Consider the following 24,946-nt stretch of genomic DNA (forward strand, 5'->3'; position numbering starts at 1 on the left):
ACATGGTCATTTTAAAAAGCAAGCATGAAATTGAGGCTATCCGCAAGGCATGCCAAGTGGTGGCTGAATGTCATCGTACAATCGCCCCGCTTATCAAACCGGGTATTACCACCAACGAGATTGAGCGCATATTCGAGGACATTATGTTGAAGCACGGCGCAAAGCCATACCAGAAAGGCTATAGAGGCTATCAATATGTGACGTGTGCCTCCGCCAACGATGTAATCGCGCATGGCTTCCCTAGCAATAAACCACTTGAGGAAGGCGATATCGTGACGATCGACACGGTCGCTGAGCTCGATGGCTGGCTCGGCGATTCGGCCTGGAGTTATGCGGTCGGGCAGATCTCGCCGATGGCCGAGAAGTTGATGCGTGTCACGAAGGAATGTCTTAACCTGGGCATCGAGCAGGCTCAGCCCGGCAATCGACTCGGCGACGTGACGAGCGCGATTCAGCGGCATGCGGAATCACACGGTTTCGGCGTCGTGCGCGACCTTCTCGCTCATGGCATCGGCCGCGACCTGCACGAGGAGCCGACTTATATGCATGTCGGCAAGCCTGGAAAAGGCCCCCGTATCAAGGAAGGTATGGTGTTCACGATTGAGCCCATGATCACCGAAGGTACCTACTTGATGACAATCGATCCGGACGGCTGGACCGCACGGACGATGGACAACAAGCTCGCCGCCCAATACGAGCATACGATTGCCATTACGGCTGAAGGTCCACAAATTTTGACCGCGCAATAGAAAAAAATTAGAAGTCGACCAACGAAATGGTCGACTTCTTTTTTTCGTATTCGGCATAGCATCTTTCTTTATTGTACAGGTGATCATGTAGACGATATCCCGTTCCCATCTTCAAGCCGAAGCGGGTTCGGGACAGCGTGTCCATAGATCTGATGAGGCTGCCAGTCTAGAACTTTATTATCTTTTGACATCTCGTAGATTTTAATGTCGATTTGAGGCAAACGGGTATTCAGGTATTTCCTTTAGTGAGCATTGACGTAATCCCGGTAAAGACGCAATAATGGTGGCAATGAGATACATATCGAACAAACGAAAGTGGATAGAGGGAGTGTAAATATGCTTGAAAAATACGGCCACGGTGGTGATTTGCTAACAGCTGCGGAACTTTATGAGGAGGCTGGTGGCACATTTCTTGATTTCAGTGCAAACATCAATCCTATCGGGCCTCCGCCAGCCGTCTTAGAGCTACTTAGAACAGCATTGTCTACGGTGGTTGCCTACCCTGACCCTGGACATCGACGCTTCAAAAGTCTGCTAGCAGAGGACCTTGGTGTACATAGTAGTTGGTTGACAGTAGGCAACGGAGCCGCAGAATCTATGGCATTGTTGCTGCTTGCGATTGCTCCGCAAAAGGTAGGTATCGTAGAACCTTGTTTCTCTGAGTACCGGCAGCTAGCTGTGCAATTCGGCGCAGAAGTATTATCTGTTCAGGGGACAAGGGAACAGCACTTCCGAGCTGGAGTGAATGAGATTGCCGGGCTGCTGGAGAAGGTTGATCTGCTGTTCCTTGGACAGCCGAACAACCCTAATGGCGTTCAGTATACTGTGGATGAGCTGCGCTGGTTAGCGCAGAAAGCTGAAAGCTACGGGACGTATTTGGCTGTGGATGAAGCCTTTATTGATTTTATTCCAGAAGCAGAACGAAATACGCTTTTGCCGGATCTGGATCAGTTTCCGCATACGATTTTGGTGCGGTCGATGACGAAATTTTATGCGATTCCCGGACTGCGTCTCGGGTTTGCCATTTCGCATCCGGAGCTGGCAAAGGCGATGACCGGAAAGCAGGTTACCTGGAGCGTGAATGGTTTGGCGCTGCTGGCGGGCGAAGCCTGCCTTGAGTGTGGGCACGAGTATGGACGTCGCACACGCGAACTGATCGCCACGGAACGGGAGCTGCTTCGTCAAGGCCTTATGCAGCTAGGCTGCGAAGTGCCGCCAGGCGAAGCCAACTTTCTGCTCTGTGGCCTGCCTTCGCCGTGGAGTGCGGCTGAGATGCAGACCCGTCTTGGGCGTGTCGGTATACTGGTACGCAGCTGCGCTATGTACCCCGGTCTAGGAGACGAGCATATCCGAGTAGCCGTTAAGGGACATGAGGATAATGTCCGGCTGCTAAAACAGATGAAGGAAATTCTGGCGGATAAGTGAACTGTGTAGCTTAGAGGGCAGCGGGTTTGCTGTTAAAGTGTCTGGTGTAGCGCAGGGGGATGGGAGTCTACTGTAAGTGACACTCGCGGCGTAGAGAAGGCAGGGATTCTAATGAATAAGTGACTCAAGTACCGCAGAAGTTGCGATTTGATACCGGATGGCGGGCTTCAGCTCGCATGCTTAGGGTTGTGACAAAGTTTGGTGAGATAGCTTCTGATGGACATCCTCCAAAGTGCATTCGTTGTATTTCGTACAACAGAACTCGCTTTGCTGGCGCAGTAATTCGATTCTATAGCACTGTGTACAATAGAAATTTGGAAAATGATGCGAATTAGGTTTTTACGTGACATTCTATTGCAAGGAATACAGCAGAATGGCTTTTGCCAGTGAATAAAGCCGAATCTGTTGTATAAAGTGCAATAGATGGGTGAGGGACGGATTTTTAGGTGGATATTGGGGCATGTGTTGGAGTAGATTTTAGAGCAGATAGTCATTTGCTGAAATAGAGAATTAGGTAGTTTCTAAGTGAGGCGGTTGGGGAAGTACAGGCGCGACCGCGAAGCTGATTGGATGAATGGATAAAAGTAATGTGCTGTGGAAGGAGCAAGATCGATATATGGTGCAAGTAAAGATTCCATTTAACCTCGCAGGAGGCGTAAAAGAGTACCATTCGGCCATCTGGCCAGGGCTTGCTTTACAGTGGAAGGGAAACCATCTGCTACTAGAGCTACCTGCTGAAGCAGATGGTTTATCGAGTGCGTTCTATGGTGGAGGAATGAATCGGCTAGAGAGGGCCGTCAATTTATATGTTGACCGCAATTATGAATGTAGTGATCCTGTTCAGGATATGGAGAATAAGCTCCGCGAGTGGGGTTATTCAATGTCTGGCTGTGCCGGTCTGATGACGGCAGTACCGCTAGAGCATGCAGCGGTAGCTGAGGAAGACATAGGCTCAGCGGGTATTTTTGTTTGCGTTACTGCCGCCGCAGGAAATGCTGCGCGCGCGGGTGTGGAACGCAATGTGCTGGCTGTTTATCGCCCGGGTACGATTAACATAATGCTAGGTATTGATGGCCGCCTGACACCGGCGGCCATGGTCAATGCTGTGCAGACAGCTGTCGAAGCCAAAGCTGCTGCACTGGCAGACCTCGGGATTACCGATCCCGAGAATGGCCTGATCGCTACCGGAACAACTACGGATGCGATAGTGCTCGCTGTGAGCCAAAGTGGGCGATTCAAGGCAGAGCATGTTTACGCCGGAACCGCTACCGATCTTGGGGGCGCAATCGGGCGTCTTGTATATAGCGCTGTGACAGGGAGTTTGCTATCGGTTCAGGCAAGGAAGGACAGCTAATGAGAATAGGTAGCTGGAATTGCTGGAGAATGTTCAGAGGTGATCGCCTGTGACAATCGCTTTAGTACTGCTTGCGGCTTATGTAATTGATCGTCTCGTAGGTGATCCGCGTAGCTTGCCCCATCCCGTAATTGGTATGGGCAAAGCAATCACGGCTCTGGAGCGGGCGATCCGTCGTTTATGGTCCCACCCGCAAAGCCTGCGCAGAGCAGGGGTGTTACTTCCGCTATGTGTGGCGGGTGGTGCTTGGGCACTGACAGCCATTCTGCTATGGCTGCTGTCATATATCTCACCTTGGCTCGTCTGGTTAGCCGAGGCTTGGTTAATTTCGACGACGATTGCCTCTAAGGGACTGAAGGATGCAGGGATGGCGGTGTACGTGGAACTCCGTAAAGGCGATATTCCTGCTGCTCGCAAGGTACTGGGAATGATCGTGGGGCGTGATACGACTTCGCTAGATTCCCCGGAAATTGTGCGTGGCACGGTAGAGACTGTAGCAGAGAATATCGTCGATGCGATTATTTCTCCATTGTTCTATGCGCTCATCGGTGGCGCGCCGCTTGCTATGGCTTATCGAGCAGTAAACACACTCGATTCCATGGTGGGATATAAGAATGATAAATACCGAGATCTCGGCTGGGCATCCGCTCGGCTTGATGATGTTGCCAACTTCATTCCAGCACGGATTACAGCATTGCTCTTGGCACTGTGTGCATGGCTGCTTCGTCTGGATTGGCGCAATTGTCTGCAGATGGTGAAGAGGGATGCGCGTCTCCATCCAAGCCCAAATAGCGGCTATCCAGAATCCGCTGTTGCGGGCGCACTTGGTATCCGTCTCGGAGGAGAGAACGTATATCATGGTGTCGCTTCTTTCCGGGCTTATATGGGGGATCCGGTACGACCGATGGAGCCGGACGATATTATTCAGACTTCGCGGATGATGATGCTCTGCTCTTCAATTTTTGTAGGCTTATGCGCGGTTGTGGCATGGATATGGATCGGGGGCTAATGCTAGACATGGCGTTTCCTTCTATAGAGCTAGAATTAGTACTTGTTCGCCACGGGCAAACTCAGTGGAATGCTGAGCATCGTTACTTAGGACATACGGATCTCCCGTTGCTATCTAGTGCAGTAGAGCAGCTATCTCAGCTTAAGCAGCAGTCTGAAGTATCGAATGATTTTTGGTGTGTATTTTGCAGCGATTTGCTTAGATGTCGGGAGACTCTTGCTTACATTTCTCCTTCTTTAGAGAAGGTGGCTGTCTACGATCCGCGCCTGCGTGAAATGAATTTTGGTACGTTCGAAGGCTGTACTTATGAGGAATTGAAGGATAACTCACTGTATAGAAGCTGGATTGATAATCCTTCCACAGTTACACCACCGGATGGTGAAACATGGGCGCAGTTTGACGAACGGTTGCGTAGCTTCCTGTCAGATCTGGGGCGAGCGGCTAAGGATACATTTGTGCAGGCTGAAATTAGTGGAAAAAAGGCTGAGACAATAACAAACAGGGTGTTGGTAGTCACACATGGTGGTGTTATTCGGAATTTCCTTGCACAGTTAATTCCTGGTGTCACATTCTACAGCGCAGTTGCACCTTCTCCGGGAACAGCAATGGTACTCAGGCTATTTTGGCAGAACGGGCAATGGTCGGCAGATATTTCGGGAGATTGATGAGAAAATCAAATGAAAAAAAGGATTCCACATATTAGCCATACCTAATATGTGGAACCCTTTATGTTTAAACTATCGTTCGCCGTCAACAGAATAAAGTGGATAATTAGATGTTAGGTAACCATTCCTTATAGTTATCTGCACGTGATTGTAATTCATTGTACAGCATGCTGGCATGGTAACCGTCGCACACGGCATGGTGGAACTGCCCCGATATTGGTAATAGTATTTTTTTGTCTTGTTGAAAATATTTCCCTATAGTAAAGATGGGAAGCAGGTAGGTTCCCTCGTTATACACGTTCAGGTTAAAGCTCGTGAAGCTGACCCACGGAATACTAGAAATAGGGAAGGTGTTCGGTGGTTCGTTTGCTTTAGCGATAAATTGTTTCACGCTTCCGTACATTTTCATATCATCCAGATAACGGTTATAGAAATCATTAAACTTTTCACCGTACGAAGTCCAGATGCTTGAAAAAGTCTTATCATCATCATGGAAAATTGTAAAACTAGGTGACAAGCTATCCCAATAACCTAATCTACCTTCAGAATCAAAGCATGTGCGGAATTCACTATGACGGTTCACCACCGTAGTTATCATGTGGATTAGTGCTGGGTACAGCTTAATTCCCTTATGCTTAAGCTCTGATAGTAGAAGGGTGATATCAATATTTGCGGTCATGCTATAGGTGCATCTGACATTGTTTAAATAATGTTCAAAATAGGGTTTTCTACTCCAGTTATCAATGACAATCGGGTTAAAAATCATTTATTATGACCTCCTAAAATTATTTCGTTTTTCATTTTAGGAGGTCTGCTGGACTGATTTCACCATATCCTTATCACAATCCTTTGAAAAAGTATTTTGTAACGATGAGTATACCATCATCATCGCCGTAATTAAAAATATATTTACTAGATCAAGTGGAAGGAAGATGCATTTATAATGCTGAGTGAAAAGTTGGTTATTGAAAAATTGCTTCAGCAAAAGCGTACGAGTGTTGCTTCCATCGTAGTGATGATGTGCGGTGTAGCGGGGTCGGGTAAAACAACCTTTGCTAAAAAGCTGGAGAAAGAGGGATTCGCCAGACTTTCGATAGATGAAGATATTTGGGCCACGCACGGACGTTTCGGGGTGGATTATCCAGAGCAGAATTATGAGTCCTATAAAGAAGAGTCGGAGATAAAGCTGCGGGGGGAGCTGGTGAATCTGCTTCAGGCAAAACATCATGTTGTCATCGATTTCAGCTTCTGGCAACGTCAGAGACGGAACGATTACAAGCAACTTATTGAGAGTTATGGTGGCGTGTGGGAACTGATTCACTTAAAAATTCAGCCAGATGAATTGCGTCAGAGACTGCTTATCCGGAGTGAACGTTTTGACGCTAATGCCGCATTTCCGATTACTGAGGACATACTAACCCGGTTTTTAAATGGTTTTGAGATCCCTGCTGGAGAAGGGGAGCTTGTGATCGAAGCATAGATCTATAACTTGATTTTTTGGGCATTTGTCCTCTCATAGAACCACAGCCGGATTAAAATCCCATGGCTGTGGTTCTTTTTTTAAGCGAGTGATTGTGCCATGATAGTCATGGGGGCGATTGAGAGATGTTTAAGGATTTTAAGCTCATAGCCGGACGGCCGGTGTATATACAAATTAAAGACTATATGAAGCACTTAATCATAAAAGGCGGTCTGCAAGGCAATCAAAAGCTGCCCTCCACACGAGAACTCAGCACATTGCTTAAGGTTAGCCGCAACTCCGTAATCTCTGCTTATGCAGAGCTTGAGGATGATGGATTTGCGTATGCCGTGCAGGGTCAGGGAAGTTATGTGGCACCTACACCTCCCGGCAGTGAAACAATCTCTTCCTGGACGATGGACTGGAAGACGCGTATCAATGATCATGCGCGGCTGGCGGAGGATCTGGATATCATGAAGCGCGGCATACGAGCGGAGAAGGGGACGATCTCCTTCACGAGCATCGCACCTGATGAGAGTCTTTTTGATCTAGATAATGTGAAACGCTCCTTTATGGATCGTATGTCGGTGGAAGGCAACGTCTTACTAAATTATGGATATGCCAAAGGGTATAAGCCTTTAATAGACTATTTGAAGCAGTATATGGAGCACAAAGGCGTTGAAATGAAAGGCAAGGATATATTGATCACCAATGGCTTTACAGAGGGATTCGATATTGTATTGTCTGCACTTAGCAAAAAGAATGGTTCGGTCATCTGTGAGAATCCAACGCATCATACGGCGATCAAAAATCTGAAGCTGAATGGCTTTGAGATCACCGGGATTCCTATGGAGCGTGATGGGATTGATCTGGTTGAGCTGGAGAAGGCATTGCAGGAGCAAGCTTTTGACTGTGCCTACTTTGTCCCCTCTTATCATAATCCGACCGGCATTGTAATGTCTCCCGAGAAAAGACAGAGGCTAATGAAGCTGATGAACCGGTACCAAATACCAGTGATCGAGGATGGTTTTAACGAGGAGTTACGCTATTCGGGCTCACATGTGGCTCCACTTATCGCAGCAGCAGGGAGCGGCAACAGCGTGATCTATCTAGGTAGCTTCTCAAAGGTATTATTTCCGGGACTACGCGTAGGCTGGGTGCTGGCAGATCAGGAGCTGATCTATTCTCTCGAAAGCGTCAAGCGCGCACGTACCATTCATACCTCGACGCTGGATCAATCCATTTTGTATCAGTACTTATTAGGTGGCCATTTAGAGAAGTATTTGAAAAAAGCCAGAGCGGAATATAAACGAAAATATGAATTAACCCTGCAATGCTGTAAGGAGTTTATTCCTTATACGGCGTTATCAGGGGATGGCGGATTGCATCTTTTTGTAACCTTCGCGGAGGGTTTTAATACAAGGACGCTGCTAGCGGCCTGTCATGAGCAAGGGGTTATTTTTACAGCAGGAGATATATTCTTCACAGACGGTAAAGGTCAAAATACGATACGGATCGGTTTCTCCAGAGTGACGGATGAGGATATCCGCAAGGGGATCGAGATTATTGGCAGAACAGCACGACAACTAATGGGATAAAGAGGTGCTTGAGATGAAGATGAAGGTAGGCGTAATTATGGGCGGGGTGTCCTCAGAGTATGAGGTATCCATGAATAGCGGTAGAGAGATTTTGAAGAATCTAGATCCCAATAAATATGAGGTTGCTCCAATAGTGATTACCAAGCGTGAAGAGCTTATTGAGCAGGCAAAAGGAATCGATATCGCGCTGCTTGCGCTCCACGGAGCTTACGGAGAGGACGGTACGGTTCAGGGGACGCTGGAGACAATGGGGATTCCTTATACGGGTAGTGGCGTTTTGTCTAGCAGCATTTGTATGGATAAAGATCTTTCCAAAAAGCTTATGCGCTGCTCAGGCGTCAATACGGCGGATTGGCTGTGCTGGGATAGTATGAAGGATTATTCTCAAGAAGCCGTAGAGCGGATTGGATATCCTGTTATGGTGAAGCCATGTGCAGGCGGTTCGAGTATCGGTATGGAAAAGGTGAGCAGTAGCGAGGAGCTGTTGAGCGCAGTACAGAAGGCTTTTGCCTGTGATCAGTCGATTCTGATCGAGAGCTACATTCAAGGCCAGGAAATCACTTGCTCTATTCTAAATGGAGAGATGCTGCCCGTTTTGGGAATCACCTCGGCGCATGCGGAGTGGTTCGATTACAGTGCGAAATACGAAGATGGCGGGGCAGACGAACGAGTCATTGATCTACCAGCTGAGGTGTATGAGCGAGTACGTGATGCAGCCTTAACTTGCTACAAAGCACTAAAATGCAGCGTGTACGCAAGGGTGGATATGCTCATTAAGGATGGTATTCCATATGTGCTGGAGGTGAACACATTACCGGGCATGACGAAGGCGAGTCTTTTACCAAAAAGCGCGCAAGCGGCAGGTTACAGCTTCAGCGGACTGCTGGATGAGATCATTTCCCTTTCCCTAACAGAAAAGAGTCCGAAAGAAGAGGTGCTCAGTCATGCATAATGAATGGATTACTCCGCGTGTACGGGAGATTGCTCCCTCGGGGATTCGGGCTTTTTTTGACCTAAGTACTGGGAATCAGGATATTATATCGCTTGGTGTAGGCGAGCCTGATTTCGTTACACCGGAGCATGTAAGAGCTGCCTGTATTCGTGCTTTGAATAATGGGGAGACGATGTATACACCAAATTCCGGCTTGTTGGAGCTTAGAGAAGAGATCGCCTCTTATCTGCACACAAGCTTCAATCTCCGCTATGAGCCAACTAACGAGATTATGGTTACAGTGGGAAGCAGTGAAGCCGTGGATTTGGCTCTGCGGGCCTTTATTACACCCGGGGATGAGATTATCGTCCCTTCTCCGAGCTATATTGCGTATTCGCCGATTACTCATTTGAACGGTGGGGTTACGGTAGAGGTTGAATCTTCAGCCGAACAGGGTTTTAAACTTACTCCTGAAGCGTTGCGGCAGGTGATTACCCCGCGTTCCAAGATTCTTATGGTGAATTTTCCGACTAATCCTACAGGAACAGTAATGACTTACGAGGATTGGCTACCCATTGCACAGATTGTAAAAGAGAATAACTTACTTGTCATTTCAGATGAAATCTATGCCGAGCTAACCTATGATAGTCAGCATGTAAGTATTGCCTCTCTTCCTGGGATGTTGGAACGAACGATTGTCATTAGTGGCTTCTCCAAAGCCTTTGCGATGACTGGCTGGAGAGTGGGTTATGCTTGTGGTGATCAGGAATTAATTGCTGCGATGCTCAAAATCCATCAGTACACTGCGATGTGTGCTCCGATACTAGGTCAAATTGCTGCCATTGAATCACTGCGGAACGGTATGGAGCATAAGGACCACATGAAACGATGCTTTGATGAGCGAAGAAAGCTGCTGGTTAGTGGATTTCGATCTATTGGTTTACCTTGCCACGAGCCGGAGGGTGCATTTTATGTCTTTCCTTCCATCGCTAATACCGGAATGAAGTCAGAAGTTTTCGCTTTGCAGCTGCTCAAGGAGGTTGGTGTTGCTGCGGTTCCGGGGCATGTGTTTGGAGCGGGTGGAGAAGGGTATATTCGCTGCTCTTATGCAGCATCCCTACAAAAATTGACGGAAGCGCTGGAGAGAATCGAAGGATTTATGAAAGTGAAGTTGTAATTCTAGTGGTCCCCATCTATCATAGATGGGGGCTTTTATGTGTAGATAAGATAGAATAGGTTATACGGATATCTTTAATTGGAGGTTAAAATATGATTTCATCTATTCAAGAAGTAATTAAACGAATCACACCAGCGGATGAACAGTCTTTCCTAAAGGCGGAGCACCGCTTGAACATTCTAACTAAACCACCGGGCAGCCTGGGACAATTGGAGACGCTGGCCGTTAAGCTCGCCGGAATTTCGGGTACGGAGCAGCCTAGTTTCACCAAACGAACGGTAGTTGTTATGGCTGCCGATCACGGTGTATGCTGCGAGGGAGTTAGCGCGTTTCCACAGGAAGTCACAATGCAGATGGCCTATAATTTTCTCAGCGGAGGAGCGGCTGTGAATGTACTGGCACGTCAAGCTGGGGCTGAGGTAAAGTTCGTAGATATCGGTGTTAACGGCGACCTTAGTCATGAGGATCTGATTGATTGTAAAGTGCGCCGAGGAACGGATAATATAGCCGTGGGACCTGCGATGAGTCGTGAAGAAGCGATGAATGCTGTGCTTGTAGGTATAAGAATCGCACAAGAAGCGATTGAGAACGGGACAGAGATTTTTATTACAGGTGAAATGGGCATAGGGAATACAACGGCTAGCGCAGCTATTCTGTGTGCTCTAAAAGGAATACCACCTGAAGTAGCCGTTGGAAGAGGAACGGGAATTGATGATGAACGTTTACTACATAAGATTGCAGTTGTGGAACGCGCTTTAAAGGTGAATCAGCCGAATCCGGCAGATCCGCTGGATGTATTGTCCAAAGTAGGGGGACTGGAAATCGCCGGTTTGACGGGTCTGATTCTTGGCGCAGCTGCTGCCAGGGTACCTGTCATTTTGGATGGTTTTATTTCGGGTGCGGCAGCTCTTGTGGCGAAGGCGCTTGCGCCAGAATCCATTGCTTATATGATAGGCTCCCATCTATCTGGAGAACAAGGACATAAGCTGATGCTGGAGCGGCTTGGGCTTGAACCGTTGTTTAACCTGGGTCTTCGTTTGGGTGAAGGAACTGGAGGCGTATTGTCCCTTCATTTAATTGAGGCGATATGCCGCATTTTGAGCGAAATGGCCACCTTTGAAAGTGCAGGCATCTCTGGAGCTGGGAAACAATGAGTATTCTTGTAACGGGAGGGGCGCGTAGCGGGAAAAGTGGTTTTGCAGAAAAACTGATGTCGTCACTGGCAGATCAGGCCTTCTATGTTGCAACCGGACAAGCGTTTGATGATGAAATGAATGAACGGATTGCACTGCATCAGCAACAGCGCTCGCAAAGCGGATATGCTTGGGAGACGTTAGAGGAGCCTTATGATTTGCCAGATCTTCTTAAGCGTTTATCTGGTGAAAAGGCGGTTCTCGTAGATTGTCTAACGTTGTGGTTATCGAATGTACTGCTAGCCATGGAAGGATTTACGGATAGGCAAGAGTTGATTGAGAGCGAGATTACAAGACTTGAAGACAGTGTACACACATTTCAAGGAAACCTCATTTTGGTCACTAATGAGGTTGGAGATGGTATTGTTCCGGAGTATGCGCTTGGCCGATTGTACCGTGATCTGGCAGGACGTATGAACGCGCTGCTTGCTCGGCAATGCGAGCAGGTTTTTTTAGTGACTGCGGGCATTCCAATTGAACTCAAGAGCAGGGAGTATCGTTTATGAGGGAGCGCAGGGATGCTGCCGCGGCTGCCTTTCAGTTTTTGTCCCGGTTTCCTGTAAAGAGTGACCCTGGATTTTCTCCTGAGCTGCTGCGCCGAAGTGTGCTGTTCTATCCTGTGGTGGGTGCAGCTATCGGACTGTGCGTAGCTGCTGGGGCAGCTTTGACGGGTTGGATTTTACCGGCTTGGCCAGCAGCTGTTATTACCCTTATCTTATGGGTAGGACTTACTGGCGGCCTGCATCTCGATGGTTGGATGGACAGTGCGGATGGTCTGCTAAGCTACCGACCGAGGGAACGGATCCTGGAGATTATGAAGGACAGCCGTGTGGGTGCGATGGGTGTGCTCGCCTGCGTGCTGCTCTTGCTGTTAAAGGTCTCTTTAGTGGCAGCATTAATCGAAGGCTACGCCTATTACGAGCTGCCACTGCTCTTGCTGCCAGCGATCTGGAGCCGCTGGTATATGGTGCGGGCTATGGTGCGTTATCCCATTGCCCGCGGGAACGAGGGGCTGGCTGCGAGCTTCGCCGGCCTCGCTCCCTCGCATGAGCGGCGCGCGCTGGCGATAGCCGCGCTGCTCTCGCTAGCCGCAGCCGGTGCGCCTCTGGCGCTCGGCGCTGGCTTAGCCGCGTGGCCGCTGCATCTGGCGGCAGCGTTACTGCTGCCGGCTGCGGCCTTGGCCAGCGGCACCGTGGCTGCGCGGCGGATTAGCAGCCGGCTCGGCGGGCTCACCGGCGATGTGTACGGCGCGCTGAATGAACTGCTAGAGGCTGTGCTCCTACTAGTATTAGTGCTGCTCCAGCACAATTTCATGTGAGTGGCTCCTGCGGGTGACGCATAGTAGCCAGCTGGCTCAATCTGTTTATATCCACTGCTGATGCTTGTGGGTCCAGTTGTTTGGTGGCCCGGATGCTTGCAGGTCCACATGGTGATATTTTTAGAGTTCAATAGGAAAGAGGGATGACATGGTTGCTGCCATTCTACTATTTGTAATTGCCGGCCTTGCTGAGATCGGAGGCGGATACTTAGTATGGTTATGGCTAAGAGAATCAAGACCTCTCTGGTACGGTTTGGTAGGTTCTTTGATTCTGATAAGCTATGGCATCATCCCTACGTTGCAGAAGTTTCCGTCCTTCGGAAGAGTGTACGCAGCCTACGGCGGGGTGTTTATCGTACTCGCTGTGTTCTGGGGCTGGCTAGTAGACAAGAAAACACCCGATGTATATGACTGGGTTGGTGCTGTTATTTGTGTGATCGGCGTTTCGGTCATTCTTTGGGGGCCGAGACACTAACAAAACAACCCGTTCAACACTTTCGTGTGAACGGGTTGTTTTTATTTAAGCCTAAGCTTTAGATCTTAAATTGTTGCACAGCTTCCTGAAGCTTCTTAGCCTGCTCATATAGATGCTGCACGGTTACTGCATGTCCTTCAAGCTCTATACGTTGGCGCTCGGAGTTCTCGGATAGTGTGTCCGCACTTTCTTGGGATCTTGAAGTGATTTGTGCGGTTTCCTCAACGGAAGCACTAACTTCTTCTGTACTTGCTGAGATTTGCTGCGTCGCCGCAGATACGGATTGAATATTCTGATTGATGCTTTGGATCAGAATCAGAAGGTGATTGAAGGCATCGCCCGCTTCTGCCACCTTGCCTACCCCAGAGGCTACCTCAGAATTCACATGGTTCATCTCAGTAACGGAGCGATTCATATCTTCCTGAAGTCCGAGTAGGAAATCACGAATCTGCTCATTCGCATTACGGGATTGTTCGGAAAGCTTGCGTACTTCTCCGGCAACCACGGCAAAGCCGCGTCCATGTTCTCCTGCACGTGCTGCTTCGATCGAAGCATTGAGCGACAGCATTTGGATTTGCTTCGTAATTTCAGTAATACTATGAACGACTTCTCCGATCATTACTGAACGTTCATTCATAACTTGTAATTGCTCCAGCGACTGCAGGGAGGCACGTTCAACATGGCGCATTTGCAGAACGGCACTTTGGGCAATCTCATTACCGCCAATCGCTTCAGCGGAAGCTTCACTGATCTGCTCAGTGACTTCGGTGGCTGCTGAAGCAATATGCTGAATGCCGAAATTGATTTCTTCCATAGCTTTTGAATTATCTAGAGCGCTGCTCGCGATGGTCGTACTACCTTTACCAATTTCTACAACAGATGTACTAGAGTGGTCTGCCATTTCATTTAGGACCTCAACACGTTCTCTTAAAGAATTGGAATCGGTGACCACAGTATTTGAGGTGACGAGTACATGTCCAATCATTTCTTTTAGGCGCAGGGTCATCGCTTGGAAGCTTCTGGACAGTTGAGCTACCTCATCACTGCCTTTAACCGTTAATTCCTCTGTGAAATCTCCCTCTGCAAGACGGGCACTGTAAGCTGCAAGCTTTGAGATAGGACGAGTGATCCGCATGCTCATAAACCAGGCACCAGTTGAGCCTATAATCAGCGTTAGCAGAGTGATCCCCGCGCTGGTCCACAGAATACTGTCTGTTTTTTCTTGAATAAAGCTTACATCACTGCTGATTCCGATAACCATCGTACTTCCGGGAATTCCGATATAAGCTGACTTATGTACACCATGCGAGTCCTTGTATGTATCGCTTAGTCCACTCTTTCCTTTAAGAGCTTGCTGCATTGCAGAGGATACCTTAACAATTTCCTCCGGCTTTAATTTTGCATCATGATCTACGGACAGAACCTCAGCTTCCTTGCCTTTTAGATTGAGTAGAAAAATAGTCTCAACCCCATGCTGCTTTCTCTTATCCTGGAAATAGAATTCAAGATTGGTGGCTGCTTGTTCGTTCTTCTTTAGTGCTTGCTGAGCATGCATTGTATTTATATTCTTATATACGTCCTGAGCAGCTGCAGTTAGAATTTGATTGATTTGTGGCATGACATAGCTGTTGAAAATACTGGTGGATATAAAGTAGAAGCTGGTACTTAACAAAAGAGACGTGAGTAATAGAACTACAAATAATAAACGCGTAAATCTGCGACTGATCGACTGCTTGAAACGAAACATATTGTTCTCCCCCTTTTTATGGGCAGCGAAGCCCCATTTCTTTATATCCCTACCGACTGCTATTGACTGGCAACCTGCAATATATTCCATAGTTATGTAATATATCAACTAAATGGATCGGGAATGAAGTGTTTGATACTATTCTATAGAATTAACCTCTGGATGAATAGTGAAAGTTTTAGTTTATATAGCATATTTTTCTGAAAAAGATGAATTATTACTGACACTTTTATTTTTAGTTAATAAAAATGGGTATAAATACCCATTTCATAAATTGTTTATTTTTATGGATTGTTTGACGACAGTGTGATAGAGTATTAATGTTTTGTTCCAAAACTTAATGTATGCCGCGGTTCGTAACCATCCCGCGTAAACAAAACTAGGAGGAGTTTAAGCAATATGTTTAATTTGATGTGGGGAGTTTTATTTGTTATTGTCAATTTTGCTTTTTTTCTACTCTGTTACCGCCTGTTCGGCAAAAGTGGAATGTATGCATGGGTAGGTATCGCTACTGTAATTGCAAACATTCAGGTAGCTAAGACGATTGCTATGCCATTTGATATCGTGATGACACTCGGAAATACGATGTATGTCACTTTGTATATGACCAGCGATTTGCTTAATGAGAAGTATGGAAGAGCAGAAGCACGTAAAGCGGTTTGGTTTGGCTTCTTCACCTTGCTTATGACGACAGTCATTATGCAAATGGTACTAGTATTTAAGCCGCAAGAGACCGATATTGCTCAGTCTTCTTTGGAGACGATCTTTGGTCTGATGCCTCGACTAGCGTTGGGTAGTCTAACTGCTTACTTCATTAGTCAGTTCCTAGACGTTCGGTTGTACTCCTGGATTCGCAAATATTACAGCACTTCAAGTCAGTTGTGGATTCGTTCCAACGGCAGTACGATGGTTAGCTCCTTTGTGGATACACTAATCTTCTGTACCATTGCATTTGCTGGGTTGTATAACTGGAGTGTGTGGTTTGAAATTTTGCTTACAACGTATCTAGCGAAATTCTTACTAACCGCAGTAAGCACACCTATCTTATATATCGCCCGAACTTTTACTTTTGCTGAAGATGGAATACCATCATCCGCTCATAAGAAGGAATAGACAACAATACAGCCAGCGCGTACCGATCATAATCGATGCGCGCTGTTTGATTTTTCCAGTCGTAAGAGGGCTTAATCGTTCCATATAAATATGTACATAAAATTAATATAAAGCTAAAATAAGCTATCGTAGCCATTCTAATTGTATCCCGAGCGAAGAGAGTGTACATAATCGGTAGTCACAGAAATTACGAATAGGTGTGGTGAAGGATGAATCTAGTAGTTCCTATACTGCGTCATGCAGCACAGCAGCCCGACAGCATTGCCTTAACCCAGACCCAAGCAACGCATACCTATGCAACATTAGTGCAAGCGATGCGGAGAATTGCCAATGGTCTACAGCAAAAGGGCCTTAAGCATGACAAAATCGCTATTTTATCTACGAATCGCATTGAATTTGTCGAGGTTTTCTTGGGGGCTATTTATGCAGGTTGTGTTCCCATTCCTTTAGATCCCAAGTGGAGTGCAAATGAACTGCGGGTTATTATAGAGCAGTGCCAGCCGACAATGATTTTTGCCGAGCCGGAAGCTGCAAAGAATTTGGTCTTCAAGGACCAAGCCATCCCAACGCTGACTTTTTCAAATGAACGAACAGGTTCCTATGATCAGTGGTTGAAGGCTCTGAAGCCAGAAGCTGAATTGGATGAGACGAATGAGTTATTATTTATCGGCTTTACTTCAGGCACAACGGGGCTCCCCAAAGGATATATGCGTACCCATTTATCGTGGTTAAAGAGCTTTGAGGTATCGAGTGCTGCCTTTGAATTGGACGCTATGAGTGATGTTTTAGCACCGGGTCCGTTTGTGCATTCGCTGTCCTTGTTCGCTGTAATGCAGAGTCTGTATGGTGGAGCAAACTTTCATATTACGCAAAAATTTAGCGCCACACAGGTGTTAGAGCTGTGCAGGCAGATTCCGGGTGTGGTGTTGTTTGTTGTACCGACAATGCTTGAATCCATGATGCAGCAGGCTGTTCCTGGGCAGACGCAGATTGATGCGATTATTAGCTCAGGTGCAAAGTGGTCGGAGTTGTCCAAAAAAAGGGGCATAGAAGTGTTCGCTGGAGCGCGTCTCTATGAATCCTATGGTTCCTCAGAAGCGAGTTATATTAGTTATTTGGATGTTCTGGAAGAGCATAATCCGAACTCTGTAGGCAAGCCCTATCCCGGAGTGCAAATTTCCATTTGTAATGAAGAGTTCCGTGAAGTCCCTACGGGGGAGATTGGGCAGTTATATGTGCGAAGTGATATGATATTTCTAGGCTACCATCAATTGCCGAAGGAGACCGCAGCAGCTTTTCGAGAGGGATGGCTTGTGTTGGAGGATTATGTTTATCAGGATGAAGCTGGTTATTTATATCTGGCGGGTCGCTTGAAAAATAGAATCATCTCGGGTGGGCTGAACGTTTATCCAGAGGAAATAGAGCGAGTACTGGAGCATCTTCCGGAAATACAAGAAGTAATGGTGCTTGGTGTCCCTGACGATTATTGGGGAGAACAGCTGGCAGTCCTCGTGAAATGGAATGGTGCAAAGCATTTATCTATAGACGAAATAAAGAATTATTGTCGCCAGTATTTAGCAAGTTACAAAGCGCCGAAGCAGCTGCTGACAGTTGATGAGTTTATCTATACAAGCAGTGGCAAAATTGCCCGGCAAGCGATGAAAGACTATGTGAAAAGAGCGATGGTATGATAGAAGCAGTAATTGTTATGGCAAAACGTACACCGATTGGCAGGATGGGCGGCTTATTAAGTACATTTGAGCCGGAAGCATTACTGGCGCCGCTTATTCAGCATATTGTGGCAGAGACGAATCTGCCCGTCGATATGATCGATGATGTGATTATTGGAAATGTGGTCGGTCCGGGTGGGAATATTGCCCGGGTAGCTGCGCTTGAAGCGGGACTGCCTGTTTCGGTTCCGGGCGTTACTGTGGATCGGCAGTGCGGTTCTGGGCTAGAGGCCATTAATATAGCAGCACGGCTTATTCAAAGTGGCGCAGGTGAGATTTATTTAGCGGGCGGTGTTGAGAGCACGAGTCGTGCCCCTTGGAAAATGGCTAAGCCCCAAACCTTGATGGGGGTTCCGCAGCTATATACCCGTGCTCATTTTACACCTAGCGCTTACGGTGATCCGGATATGGGAATTGCTGCGGAAAATGTAGCGCGGAAGTATGGGATTTCGCGAGAAGAGCAGGATCAATATGCCTTAAAAAGCCATCAGAAGGCCGTTCATGCTCAGCAAAGTGGTAGGTTTCAGCAGGAGATTGTACCTCTTCTGGTTGAGGGGGAGTGGGTGAACACCGACGAATGTCCAAGGGCTAATACGAGCCTGGACAAGCTGCGAAAGCTACCTTCAATCTTTGAAGAAAAGGGTACTGTCACCGCTGGAAATGCCTGTCCTATTAATGATGGTGGGGCGCTTCTATTAATGATGTCCCGTGAGAAATGTCGGCAACTCAAGCTAAAACCTATCCTGCGTGTCGTAGATGCGCAAGCAGCAGGTGTAGATCCGAATTATTTAGGTATGGGCCCAGTTCCAGCTGTACAAAAGGTATTACATCGTCAACAGCTGACCATAGCAGATTTAGATATCGTAGAGTTTAATGAAGCCTTTGCTTCGCAAGTTCTAGCCTCACTGAATGAGCTTCAGATCCCACAGGAAAAGGTCAATCTTGGAGGAGGCGCATTAGCTATCGGTCATCCATATGGGGCGTCCGGAGCGATTTTAATGACTCGCTTATGTGCTGAAATGCAGCATACGCCTTATCAAAGGGGACTTGCCACTTTGGGCATTGGCGGCGGGTTGGGGCTGGCTACGCTTGTGGAGGTTACGGAATGAACAGTGTCCGACATCAGATTCTTATGACTGCTGAGTGGATATCGGATTACGCACAGAGTATTGAGGCACCCGTGCAGACGACTAATGGCAATCTGATTGCTCCTTCTACGATGCCTATTATTTTTTGGCAAGCCTTCGAAATTCCTTGGCTTAGCAAGGGAGAGCCCTTGCTTCACGGCACTCAGAAATTCTCATATCAAGCTCCGATTACGGCAGGGATGACGTTAGATTGTGAATTAGCATTAACGAGCAAGGTGCAAAAAGATGGCCGGCAGGGCAAGCTGACCTTTTACACACATACGCTGGTTTGTAAATGTGAGGACGAGCTTATAGTCACCGCAGAAACGGTGTTAATTCGGGTAGGTGATGATCATGATGAGAAAATGCATAACGGCTGAGGCTATCCGGCAATATGCAGCAGCTTCCCAAGATCTGGCCGCTATTCATCTAGATGAGGGTGCTGCAGCTGAGGCTGGGTTTAAGCGGCCCATTGCGCATGGGATGTATCTAATGGGATTAGCCCAATCCTTATATATCGAGGAGCATCAGGCACAGTGGATCACTCAATATGATATGAAATTTCATAAGCCTTTAGAGGTCGATAATGTCGTGATTTTTGATTTTTCGGAGGATGACTGCATGGTTAAAGTGACCCTTACAACAGAAGCTGGCGATGTTATTGCTTCGGGGGCTTTTTCAGTGAAAGAGGTGTAGTGATGAACAAAGTAGCCTTAATTACTGGAGCAACCAGAGGGATCGGGCGTAGTATTGCCGTGCAGCTCGGCAAGTCCGGTTATATAGTAGTTGTAAATGGTACAAAACAAGTCTTAATCGATGAGGTTGTCCACGAGATTCGTCAGGCGGGTGGTGAGGCATCAGGATACTCTGCTAATGTAGCAGATCCAGTTGCGGTCACTGCAATGGTGGATGAGGTTATTACACGGTATGGCCGTATTGAGGTATTGATAGCTAACGCTGGGAATTTGCAGGATCAGAAATGTCTACGGATGACGGATGAAGAGTGGAAGGCTGTGCTGGATGTACATCTAAATGGCACCTACTATAGCATTCAACGCGTACTTCCATATATGCGCCAGACAGGTGGCGATATCCTGTTGATGACCTCTACGGCTGGACTAACAGGTTCTGTGGGTCAGGTGAATTATAGTGCAGCCAAAGCTGGAATACTCGGAATGACGTGGACACTAGCAGCGGAGCTGAAACGTGATGGAATTAGAGTCAATGCGATTTCGCCAGCCGCTTTAACAGATATGACCAGACCTGTCATTGATCATTTGAAAGCGAAACATGCCTGTCGTAATGAACCGTTCCCGGAGTTCTGGCGAATAGGTGCTCCTGAGGATATTGCTACCTTCGTAAATGCATTATTGAGCGAGACCGATGTGGATTTAACCGGTGAAATCTTTGCCGTGAATGGATCAACAGTGACAAAATGGGAGAAGCCTGCGCCTGCATTTTCCGAGAACAGCATTGGGGCATTTTTCGCTGCTTGGCATCGTCAAAAGGGGAGTGAATAAATGCTTACCTTCGATCAAGTTCATTTTTATTATAAAAAGGGTCAGCCTGTCCTAGAGGATATCAGCTTTACGATAGAAGCGGGGGAGTTTGTGGCGATTGTTGGCGCGAATGGCTCTGGCAAATCCACCATTGCAAAGCTCATGGACGGACTGCTGCTGCCGCGAAAAGGGGCTGTACAGTTTAAGGGCCTAGACACCACAAAGCCAGCTGATCTTGCAGATATTCATCAGCAAATTGGCTTTGTTTTTCAGAATCCAGAGGATCAATTTATCACCACAACCGTTATGGATGAGGTGCTTTTTGGTTTGGAGAACGTTCGTGTGCCAAGGGAGGAAATGCGCAGCCGATTGGAGCATGCCTTGCAGGCTGTTCATATGGAGTATTACCTGGACGCTATGCCACATCAGCTCTCTGGAGGTCAGAAGCAACGTGTCGCTATTGCGGCTATATTGGCGATGCGCCCGCAAGTCATTATTTTTGACGAAGCCACCTCTATGCTTGATCCTCAGGGAAGGCAGCAGGTGCTTGCCATTATGCAAGAGCTGCATCGTCAAGGTCTGACCATTATTCAGATCACTCACCATATGGAGGAAGTGCTTTCAGCAGAACGATTATTACTCCTGCATCAAGGGAGACTCGAGTATGATGGTGCTCCACTGGCTTTTTTTGAAACGATGCCTGTTGCGGACTATCAATTACACCTACCCTTTGCCGTGCGTGTACATGCATTGCTCCATTCAGAAGTGCCGCGAACAGCCGATTGGAAGGGGATAATTCGATCACAATGGTCTACAAATTAGATAATTTAAGTGTAAACTATGCTGATCATGTGGCTTTGCACAATATAAACTGCACCATTACTGCGGGCAAATGGATTTCGATTATCGGTCCCACGGGTGCAGGAAAGTCTACCTTTGTCAAAATGCTGAAGGGCTTGATTCCCACCGTAAAAGGAGAGTATTGGATTGATCAGCAGCCTGCTCCAAGAGATGCTAAAGGACAATTAAAGGTGGTCCCGGAGCTGGGCTTTGTTTTTCAATATCCGGAGCATCAGCTATTCGAAACTACGGTGCAAAAGGAGCTTGCTTTTGCTCTGAATCTGCAGGGTGCTTCACGCCAGCAAATCACGGAGGCGATTGAAAGGATTTTACCGCAAGTGGGTCTGTCAGAGGACATTCTCCCGTTAAATCCATTCCAATTAAGCGGTGGAGAAAAGCGCCGTGTGGCGCTTGCCTCCGTGCTGATGACGAATCCGAAGCTGCTAATTTTGGATGAACCGACAGCGGGGTTAGATCCAGCTAGCCAAGTATCTTTGCTGAAGCTACTGAAGACTTGGCAGCAACAAAATCAGCGCACCATTCTCTTCGTTTCGCATCAGATGGAGGATGTTGCTGAGTACTCGGATGAGGTTTTGGTTTTCCATAAAGGTCAGCTAGAAGGACATTTTGACCCCAGAACACTATTTATGGAAAAGGAAGAATTATTGGTGGAGCTGGGCTTGTCCATGCCTGAGCCCGTACAGCTTTTGAAGCTAGTAGAGGAACTATCTGGCCAAAAAATAGAGGTTGCTAGCTGTAAAGAGCAGGATATCTTCGATGCTGTTCAGCCAATTTGGCATTCGAGGGGGCGTCAACATGGCTGATTCCGTAATTGTGGGTCAATATGTGGAGACGCATTCGATTTTCCATCGTTTGGATCCTCGTATAAAGCTTGTTAGTATCGTGATTCTCATGCTTAGCTTTCTGATGCTTGGAACATGGCTTAGCTATGGAGTTGCAACTGTTTTTGTATTCGGAATTTTGCTGCTGTCGAAGGTTCCTATTCATTTCTTCTGGCGGGGGCTGCGGCCGTTATTATTTGTTTTGCTGTTTACCCTGCTGTATAATGCTGTGTTCACCAAAGGAACGATCCTCTGGTCGTGGTCCTTTATTGAGGTAACTGAAGAGGGACTGCGAACAGGATTACGTTTTGTTTGGCGTATTATATTGCTCATCTTATTAGCCTCAGTATTAACGTTAACGACTAAACCGCTAGACTTAGCATATGGTCTTGAAAAGCTACTTGCACCTCTATCCAAAATGGGGGTACCCGTAGAACAATTCTCCTTAATGATAGTGATTGCGATCCGGTTTATTCCTACCATCAAGGAGGAGCTGGATCGTATTCTGCTCGCACAAAAGGCTAGAGGTTATGACCTTACAGCATTATCACTGCCTAAACGGATATTTGCTTATGTCCCGATCATTATTCCTTTGCTCTTCACGACGATTCAACGTGCTGAACAGCTGAGCTATGCGATTGATGCGCGTGCTTATGGAAATGGTAAAGGAAGAACTTCTTATAGGGTTTTGCAATTTCAGAAAATGGATTATCTGGCAGGGGGAATTGCTCTTTTATTTGCTGTGATTCTGCTGTGGTTAAAGATAGGAAAGGTGTAGATGAAGATGAAATGGAACACCCGTATTACGGAGTTATTGAACATAGAGTATCCTATTATTCAAGGTGGACTTGCTTATTTAGGTTATGCAGACCTCGCAGCTGCCGTTTCGAATGCCGGTGGATTGGGTCAGGTTACAGCGATGAGTCTTCCGAGTGCAGAGGCTTTACGTTCAGAAATAGAACGGGTACGTACTTTGACGGACAAGCCATTTGGCGTTAATTTTGCCATCGGTGTGCATGGTATCGGTTATGAAGATCGGGTGCAGGTCGCCATCGACGAGAAGGTTCCCGTGGTGAGTCTCACCGGTGGGAATCCGGCCCCTATACTGGAAATGCTACAGCAGACTGATATTAAAACGCTCGTGCTTGTCTCTTCACGCAGACAAGCCCAAAAAGCTGAACAATTAGGCGCTTCTGCGGTTATTGTTGTTGGGCAGGAGGGAGGAGGCCACTTGGGACGTGATGATGTAGGGACTATGGTGCTCGTTCCGCAAGTAGTTGATGCGATTGATATTCCTGTGATTGCTTCAGGCGGGATCGGGGATGGCCGCGGATGGATGGCGGCCCATGCACTGGGGGCTGAGGGAATTGAAATGGGCACACGATTCGTTGCTACGGTTGAATGTGTTCATGCGGCTGCTTCTTATAAAAAAGCCCTAGTAGAAAGCTCTGAGTCAGATACAGTCGTAATCAAACGCTCTATCGGAGCGCCCGCGCGAGTGCTACGTAGTGAGTACATAGATAAGATTCTCGAAATTGAGCGTGTGACTCCGACTTATGAAGCCTTAAAAGAATATATTAGCGGTGCAGCCAATAAGCGCTGGATTTATGATGATGTCAAAGAAGAGGGCATCGGCTGGGCAGGCCAAGTGACAGGGTTGATCCATGATACCCCTACGGTCTCGGAACTAGTCGGCAGGATGGTCAAAGAGGCAGAGTCGATTCGCGGGATGTGGGGAATGCAGGCGTGAAGATGTCAGCAGAGCAGCTGTATCCAAAAGATGAATCAATGAACTGAAAGATAGGTATTAGATTGACGATGCTTTATTAAGCTAACGAGCAGGTTTGCTCAATCATCGGGCATTATCGGACTATATTTATGGGGAGCGATGGTGCGGCTAATCCGAGGCGTTATGCAAAAGAAGATAATAGTTGGTTGAATCTATCACGCTCCTCCAAAAAAGGGCAATGGCCGCTGTATTGGAATGGAACTAATTGCGAATTTTTAATCAGCTTATTAGTTTCCTGAGCTTGGGTAAACGGAACGACTTTATCATGAATTCCATGAATAATTAATGTGGGCACATCGATTTGTCCAAGATCGTTGTAAACATTCTCGTCTCTTAACGTGACCATAATGGCGGAGGTCGACCAATTCGCAGCTTGTAAACCCATTAGAAAGAACCATTCGGATTTCGCTTCAGAAATGTACTGAAAGAAAAAGCTCTCCGTTTGGTTTTGCAGCATTTTCGGACGGTCATTGTTTGTCTCTTCGATGATTTTATTCGTAAATTCTTTTGGAACGCTTGATGGAGACGCAGCGTCGATCAGGACGAGTTTAGATACCCCGTACCCTTTATAACGAGCCATATAACGAATTGAGATCGCTCCTCCGGTAGAGTGTCCTGCCAGTGTTATGTTTTTTAACTGTAACGCTTCGATGACCATACGAAGATCATCTGCTAATCTATCGAAACCGTAACCATCGAATGGTTTATCCGAATTGCCATATCCTCTCCAGTCCATTCCGATACAACGATATCCGAGCTTAGGAAGGAAATTGAACTGATATTCGAACTGTTTATGGTTTAGCGGCCAGCCATGAATAAAAAGTATCGTTTTATTTCCCTTCGGATTGATGTCCTCTATAAATACTTTTACGCCCGGTTCCACAGTAACGAAGTATCCCAAGTGTA

The 24,946-nt window shown here is 47.1% G+C and carries 26 protein-coding genes and 1 riboswitch; of the genes, 23 read left to right on the plus strand and 3 right to left on the minus strand.

Annotation, left to right across the window (positions count from 1 at the left end):
* Positions 1 to 2 precede the first annotated feature (2 nt).
* The 5 genes from map to MKX41_RS31325 all read left to right on the plus strand — a co-directional run bounded on the left by map (position 3) and on the right by MKX41_RS31325 (position 5,202).
* The gene (gene map, locus MKX41_RS31305; protein ID WP_340974639.1) at positions 3 to 749 is read left to right on the plus strand and encodes a type I methionyl aminopeptidase; all 747 of its coding nucleotides are present in this window, start codon (positions 3 to 5) and stop codon (positions 747 to 749) included.
* 336 nt (positions 750 to 1,085) lie between these two features.
* Positions 1,086 to 2,174: a threonine-phosphate decarboxylase CobD gene (cobD, locus tag MKX41_RS31310; protein ID WP_340974640.1), complete on the plus strand. Its 1,089-nt coding sequence runs from the start codon at positions 1,086 to 1,088 to the stop codon at positions 2,172 to 2,174.
* Between the two features lie 574 nt (positions 2,175 to 2,748).
* Positions 2,749 to 3,528 (plus strand): adenosylcobinamide amidohydrolase, encoded by a 780-nt coding sequence (locus MKX41_RS31315; protein ID WP_340974641.1) that lies wholly within the window; start codon positions 2,749 to 2,751, stop codon positions 3,526 to 3,528.
* A gap of 49 nt (positions 3,529 to 3,577) precedes the next feature.
* On the plus strand, positions 3,578 to 4,537 hold the full coding sequence (gene cbiB / locus MKX41_RS31320; RefSeq protein ID WP_340974642.1) for an adenosylcobinamide-phosphate synthase CbiB: 960 nt from the start codon (positions 3,578 to 3,580) through the stop codon (positions 4,535 to 4,537).
* Complete coding sequence (locus tag MKX41_RS31325) at positions 4,516 to 5,202, plus strand: histidine phosphatase family protein (RefSeq protein ID WP_340974643.1); 687 nt, start codon at positions 4,516 to 4,518, stop codon at positions 5,200 to 5,202. The genes cbiB and MKX41_RS31325 overlap by 22 nt, the downstream gene beginning before the upstream one ends.
* A 106-nt stretch (positions 5,203 to 5,308) precedes the next feature.
* Here MKX41_RS31325 and catA read toward each other — a convergent pair whose 3' ends face one another.
* On the minus strand, positions 5,309 to 5,968 hold the full coding sequence (gene catA / locus MKX41_RS31330) for a type A chloramphenicol O-acetyltransferase (protein ID WP_340974645.1): 660 nt from the start codon (positions 5,966 to 5,968) through the stop codon (positions 5,309 to 5,311).
* A 177-nt stretch (positions 5,969 to 6,145) separates the two neighbouring features.
* Between catA and MKX41_RS31335 the strand changes: the two genes are divergently transcribed.
* The 8 genes from MKX41_RS31335 (at position 6,146) to MKX41_RS31370 (ending at position 13,353) form a co-directional block, all read left to right on the plus strand.
* Positions 6,146 to 6,682, plus strand: a complete 537-nt coding sequence (locus tag MKX41_RS31335; protein ID WP_042185621.1) for an AAA family ATPase — start codon at positions 6,146 to 6,148, stop codon at positions 6,680 to 6,682.
* Between the two features lie 125 nt (positions 6,683 to 6,807).
* Positions 6,808 to 8,259 carry a MocR-like pyridoxine biosynthesis transcription factor PdxR gene (gene pdxR / locus MKX41_RS31340; protein WP_042185623.1) on the plus strand — a complete coding sequence of 484 codons (1,452 nt, stop codon included), beginning with the start codon at positions 6,808 to 6,810 and terminating at the stop codon, positions 8,257 to 8,259.
* Between the two features lie 19 nt (positions 8,260 to 8,278).
* Positions 8,279 to 9,211 (plus strand): D-alanine--D-alanine ligase, encoded by a 933-nt coding sequence (locus MKX41_RS31345; RefSeq protein ID WP_076284158.1) that lies wholly within the window; start codon positions 8,279 to 8,281, stop codon positions 9,209 to 9,211.
* Complete coding sequence (locus MKX41_RS31350) at positions 9,204 to 10,367, plus strand: aminotransferase class I/II-fold pyridoxal phosphate-dependent enzyme (protein ID WP_340974646.1); 1,164 nt, start codon at positions 9,204 to 9,206, stop codon at positions 10,365 to 10,367. The genes MKX41_RS31345 and MKX41_RS31350 overlap by 8 nt, the downstream gene beginning before the upstream one ends.
* A 92-nt stretch (positions 10,368 to 10,459) precedes the next feature.
* On the plus strand, positions 10,460 to 11,521 hold the full coding sequence (gene cobT, locus MKX41_RS31355) for a nicotinate-nucleotide--dimethylbenzimidazole phosphoribosyltransferase (protein WP_042185625.1): 1,062 nt from the start codon (positions 10,460 to 10,462) through the stop codon (positions 11,519 to 11,521).
* Entirely contained in the window at positions 11,518 to 12,066 is a 549-nt protein-coding gene (gene cobU, locus MKX41_RS31360) for a bifunctional adenosylcobinamide kinase/adenosylcobinamide-phosphate guanylyltransferase (protein WP_042185626.1), read from the plus strand. The genes cobT and cobU overlap by 4 nt, the downstream gene beginning before the upstream one ends.
* Complete coding sequence (gene cobS / locus MKX41_RS31365; protein WP_340974647.1) at positions 12,063 to 12,878, plus strand: adenosylcobinamide-GDP ribazoletransferase; 816 nt, start codon at positions 12,063 to 12,065, stop codon at positions 12,876 to 12,878. The genes cobU and cobS overlap by 4 nt, the downstream gene beginning before the upstream one ends.
* A gap of 148 nt (positions 12,879 to 13,026) precedes the next feature.
* Complete coding sequence (locus MKX41_RS31370) at positions 13,027 to 13,353, plus strand: YnfA family protein (protein ID WP_340974648.1); 327 nt, start codon at positions 13,027 to 13,029, stop codon at positions 13,351 to 13,353.
* 58 nt (positions 13,354 to 13,411) lie between these two features.
* Here the strand turns inward: MKX41_RS31370 and MKX41_RS31375 are convergent, their stop codons facing one another.
* On the minus strand, positions 13,412 to 15,100 hold the full coding sequence (locus tag MKX41_RS31375) for a methyl-accepting chemotaxis protein (protein ID WP_042185629.1): 1,689 nt from the start codon (positions 15,098 to 15,100) through the stop codon (positions 13,412 to 13,414).
* Positions 15,101 to 15,443: 343 nt separating this feature from the next.
* Positions 15,444 to 15,489: riboswitch (PreQ1 riboswitch) on the plus strand.
* A 10-nt stretch (positions 15,490 to 15,499) separates the two neighbouring features.
* Between MKX41_RS31375 and MKX41_RS31380 the strand changes: the two genes are divergently transcribed.
* The 10 genes from MKX41_RS31380 (at position 15,500) to MKX41_RS31425 (ending at position 24,001) form a co-directional block, all read left to right on the plus strand.
* On the plus strand, positions 15,500 to 16,213 hold the full coding sequence (locus MKX41_RS31380) for a queuosine precursor transporter (protein ID WP_042185630.1): 714 nt from the start codon (positions 15,500 to 15,502) through the stop codon (positions 16,211 to 16,213).
* 209 nt (positions 16,214 to 16,422) lie between these two features.
* Positions 16,423 to 17,904, plus strand: a complete 1,482-nt coding sequence (locus MKX41_RS31385; protein WP_340974649.1) for an AMP-binding protein — start codon at positions 16,423 to 16,425, stop codon at positions 17,902 to 17,904.
* On the plus strand, positions 17,901 to 19,052 hold the full coding sequence (locus tag MKX41_RS31390) for a thiolase family protein (protein ID WP_339245715.1): 1,152 nt from the start codon (positions 17,901 to 17,903) through the stop codon (positions 19,050 to 19,052). Before MKX41_RS31385 ends, MKX41_RS31390 begins: the two co-directional genes overlap by 4 nt.
* Positions 19,049 to 19,450 (plus strand): FAS1-like dehydratase domain-containing protein, encoded by a 402-nt coding sequence (locus MKX41_RS31395; RefSeq protein WP_340974650.1) that lies wholly within the window; start codon positions 19,049 to 19,051, stop codon positions 19,448 to 19,450. The genes MKX41_RS31390 and MKX41_RS31395 overlap by 4 nt, the downstream gene beginning before the upstream one ends.
* Positions 19,425 to 19,766, plus strand: a complete 342-nt coding sequence (locus MKX41_RS31400) for a MaoC family dehydratase (protein WP_340974651.1) — start codon at positions 19,425 to 19,427, stop codon at positions 19,764 to 19,766. Before MKX41_RS31395 ends, MKX41_RS31400 begins: the two co-directional genes overlap by 26 nt.
* Positions 19,767 to 19,768: 2 nt before the next feature.
* Positions 19,769 to 20,590, plus strand: a complete 822-nt coding sequence (locus tag MKX41_RS31405; protein ID WP_340974654.1) for an SDR family oxidoreductase — start codon at positions 19,769 to 19,771, stop codon at positions 20,588 to 20,590.
* A complete protein-coding gene (locus tag MKX41_RS31410) occupies positions 20,591 to 21,391 on the plus strand; it encodes an energy-coupling factor transporter ATPase (protein ID WP_340974655.1) in 801 nt (266 codons plus the stop codon).
* Positions 21,376 to 22,233, plus strand: coding sequence for an ATP-binding cassette domain-containing protein (locus tag MKX41_RS31415; RefSeq protein ID WP_340974657.1), 858 nt, complete (start codon positions 21,376 to 21,378; stop codon positions 22,231 to 22,233). The genes MKX41_RS31410 and MKX41_RS31415 overlap by 16 nt, the downstream gene beginning before the upstream one ends.
* Positions 22,226 to 23,029, plus strand: a complete 804-nt coding sequence (locus MKX41_RS31420) for an energy-coupling factor transporter transmembrane component T family protein (RefSeq protein WP_340974658.1) — start codon at positions 22,226 to 22,228, stop codon at positions 23,027 to 23,029. Before MKX41_RS31415 ends, MKX41_RS31420 begins: the two co-directional genes overlap by 8 nt.
* A 6-nt stretch (positions 23,030 to 23,035) precedes the next feature.
* Positions 23,036 to 24,001 carry an NAD(P)H-dependent flavin oxidoreductase gene (locus MKX41_RS31425; RefSeq protein WP_340975133.1) on the plus strand — a complete coding sequence of 322 codons (966 nt, stop codon included), beginning with the start codon at positions 23,036 to 23,038 and terminating at the stop codon, positions 23,999 to 24,001.
* Positions 24,002 to 24,161: 160 nt separating this feature from the next.
* On the opposite strand, the gene MKX41_RS31430 is transcribed toward MKX41_RS31425, so the two are convergent.
* Positions 24,162 to 24,941 carry an alpha/beta fold hydrolase gene (locus MKX41_RS31430; RefSeq protein ID WP_340974660.1) on the minus strand — a complete coding sequence of 260 codons (780 nt, stop codon included), beginning with the start codon at positions 24,939 to 24,941 and terminating at the stop codon, positions 24,162 to 24,164.
* Positions 24,942 to 24,946: the final 5 nt, after the last annotated feature.

This window comes from Paenibacillus sp. FSL R5-0475 (assembly GCF_038004585.1).
Lineage (GTDB): Bacteria > Bacillota > Bacilli > Paenibacillales > Paenibacillaceae > Paenibacillus_AQ.

Coding starts and splice junctions, on each gene's coding strand:
- MKX41_RS31420 (WP_340974658.1), top strand. CDS start 22,226: ATGGCTGATTCCGTAATTGTGGGTCAATATGTGGAGACGCATTCGATT.
- MKX41_RS31425 (WP_340975133.1), top strand. CDS start 23,036: ATGAAATGGAACACCCGTATTACGGAGTTATTGAACATAGAGTATCCT.
- MKX41_RS31405 (WP_340974654.1), top strand. CDS start 19,769: ATGAACAAAGTAGCCTTAATTACTGGAGCAACCAGAGGGATCGGGCGT.
- MKX41_RS31315 (WP_340974641.1), top strand. CDS start 2,749: ATGGATAAAAGTAATGTGCTGTGGAAGGAGCAAGATCGATATATGGTG.
- MKX41_RS31335 (WP_042185621.1), top strand. CDS start 6,146: ATGCTGAGTGAAAAGTTGGTTATTGAAAAATTGCTTCAGCAAAAGCGT.
- pdxR (WP_042185623.1), top strand. CDS start 6,808: ATGTTTAAGGATTTTAAGCTCATAGCCGGACGGCCGGTGTATATACAA.
- MKX41_RS31370 (WP_340974648.1), top strand. CDS start 13,027: ATGGTTGCTGCCATTCTACTATTTGTAATTGCCGGCCTTGCTGAGATC.
- MKX41_RS31345 (WP_076284158.1), top strand. CDS start 8,279: ATGAAGGTAGGCGTAATTATGGGCGGGGTGTCCTCAGAGTATGAGGTA.
- MKX41_RS31400 (WP_340974651.1), top strand. CDS start 19,425: ATGATGAGAAAATGCATAACGGCTGAGGCTATCCGGCAATATGCAGCA.
- cobS (WP_340974647.1), top strand. CDS start 12,063: ATGAGGGAGCGCAGGGATGCTGCCGCGGCTGCCTTTCAGTTTTTGTCC.
- cobU (WP_042185626.1), top strand. CDS start 11,518: ATGAGTATTCTTGTAACGGGAGGGGCGCGTAGCGGGAAAAGTGGTTTT.
- cobD (WP_340974640.1), top strand. CDS start 1,086: ATGCTTGAAAAATACGGCCACGGTGGTGATTTGCTAACAGCTGCGGAA.
- MKX41_RS31385 (WP_340974649.1), top strand. CDS start 16,423: ATGAATCTAGTAGTTCCTATACTGCGTCATGCAGCACAGCAGCCCGAC.
- MKX41_RS31395 (WP_340974650.1), top strand. CDS start 19,049: ATGAACAGTGTCCGACATCAGATTCTTATGACTGCTGAGTGGATATCG.
- map (WP_340974639.1), top strand. CDS start 3: ATGGTCATTTTAAAAAGCAAGCATGAAATTGAGGCTATCCGCAAGGCA.
- MKX41_RS31375 (WP_042185629.1), bottom strand. CDS start 15,100: ATGTTTCGTTTCAAGCAGTCGATCAGTCGCAGATTTACGCGTTTATTA.
- MKX41_RS31415 (WP_340974657.1), top strand. CDS start 21,376: ATGGTCTACAAATTAGATAATTTAAGTGTAAACTATGCTGATCATGTG.
- MKX41_RS31380 (WP_042185630.1), top strand. CDS start 15,500: ATGTTTAATTTGATGTGGGGAGTTTTATTTGTTATTGTCAATTTTGCT.
- MKX41_RS31410 (WP_340974655.1), top strand. CDS start 20,591: ATGCTTACCTTCGATCAAGTTCATTTTTATTATAAAAAGGGTCAGCCT.
- MKX41_RS31390 (WP_339245715.1), top strand. CDS start 17,901: ATGATAGAAGCAGTAATTGTTATGGCAAAACGTACACCGATTGGCAGG.
- catA (WP_340974645.1), bottom strand. CDS start 5,968: ATGATTTTTAACCCGATTGTCATTGATAACTGGAGTAGAAAACCCTAT.
- MKX41_RS31325 (WP_340974643.1), top strand. CDS start 4,516: ATGGATATGGATCGGGGGCTAATGCTAGACATGGCGTTTCCTTCTATA.
- cobT (WP_042185625.1), top strand. CDS start 10,460: ATGATTTCATCTATTCAAGAAGTAATTAAACGAATCACACCAGCGGAT.
- MKX41_RS31350 (WP_340974646.1), top strand. CDS start 9,204: ATGCATAATGAATGGATTACTCCGCGTGTACGGGAGATTGCTCCCTCG.